The sequence below is a fragment of the Pedobacter sp. MR22-3 genome (genome assembly GCF_026240075.1).
Classification (GTDB): Bacteria; Bacteroidota; Bacteroidia; order Sphingobacteriales; family Sphingobacteriaceae; genus Pedobacter.
Window position 1 is genome coordinate 1 of the sequence record NZ_JAPIVF010000016.1, and the last position, 1,245, is coordinate 1,245.

Here is a 1,245-nt window from a genome sequence, read left to right on the forward strand (position 1 = left end):
TGAATTAGTCAAAACTTAATCTGACAGTTACGATAAATTAAACAACGTAACAGAGATTAGTATTATGACTACACAATCAAAGATCATTAAGAACAAACTAGGTATCCTGGAGCTTGCTCAGCATTTGGGCAATGTCTCGCAAGCCTGCAAAGTAATGGGATATTCACGCGATAGTTTTTATCGTTTCAAAGAACTTTATGAACAGGGAGGTGAGCTTGCCCTTCAGGAAATTAGCAGAAGAAAGCCAATTCTCAAAAACCGTGTTGAAGAGGATATTGAGAAAGCTGTTGTGGCAATGGCTATAGATCAGCCAGCCTTAGGTCAACTCCGGGTATCTAACGAACTTAAAAGACAGGGCATTTTGATATCACCGGGTGGAGTTCGAAGTATTTGGCTGCGCCACGATCTTCACACCTTTCAACTCCGTTTAAAAGCATTAGAAGCTAAGTCCGCACAGGAAGGATTAGTATTAACCGAAGCTCAGGTCGTAGCTCTGGAAAAGGCTAAAGAGGAAAAGAAAGCACATGGTGAAATAGAAACCCATCACCCTGGTTACCTTGGTGCGCAAGACACTTATTATGTAGGTAACATCAAAGGCGTAGGTCATATTTATCAGCAAACATTTATTGACACTTATGCTAAAGTTGCCTTTACCAAGCTATATGACCGCAAGAATGCATTGGTGGCAGCAGAGATGCTAAATGATAAAGTGGTGCCGTTTTATGAGCAACACGACCTGCGTTTGCTGCGGATACTTACCGATAGGGGAACTGAATATTGCGGATCAAGGGAACAGCATGAGTTCCAGCTATATCTGGCCATTGAAGACATCGACCATACCAAAACCAAGGCTAAAAGCCCGCAGACCAATGGCATTTGTGAGCGGTTCCATCGTACTATCCAGGATGAATTCTATGCCATTGCCTTTCGAAAAAAGATATATCGAACGATAGAGGAGCTACAGGCAGATCTTGATAAATGGATGTATTACTACAATAATGAAAGAACACATAGTGGGAAACACTGCTTCGGAAAAACTCCAATAGAAACACTTAAATTAACTATTCCTCTGGCTAAGGAGAAATTATTGGAAAAATTAAAGGAAGAGGATATATTTGAGTGCTATAAACAAGAGAAAGTAATAGATAAATTAACGATCTCAGAAGAGCAAAAAACATATTCAGAAATTCAATCTGACAATTAGTAAAAACCAACCAACTGTCAGATTAAGTAGTGGCTATTACA

General features: G+C 39.8%; 1 protein-coding gene. It reads left to right on the forward strand.

Features of this window, described 5'->3' with window-relative positions; all coding sequences use genetic code 11:
* Positions 1-64: 64 nt before the first annotated feature.
* The gene (locus OQ267_RS22355; protein WP_416348676.1) at positions 65-1,204 is read left to right on the forward strand and encodes an IS481 family transposase; all 1,140 of its coding nucleotides are present in this window, start codon (positions 65-67) and stop codon (positions 1,202-1,204) included.
* Positions 1,205-1,245 lie beyond the last annotated feature (41 nt).

Bases quoted from the DNA above. Each gene is read 5' to 3' on its own strand.
- OQ267_RS22355 (WP_416348676.1), top strand. From the start codon at position 65: ATGACTACACAATCAAAGATCATTAAGAACAAACTAGGTATCCTGGAG.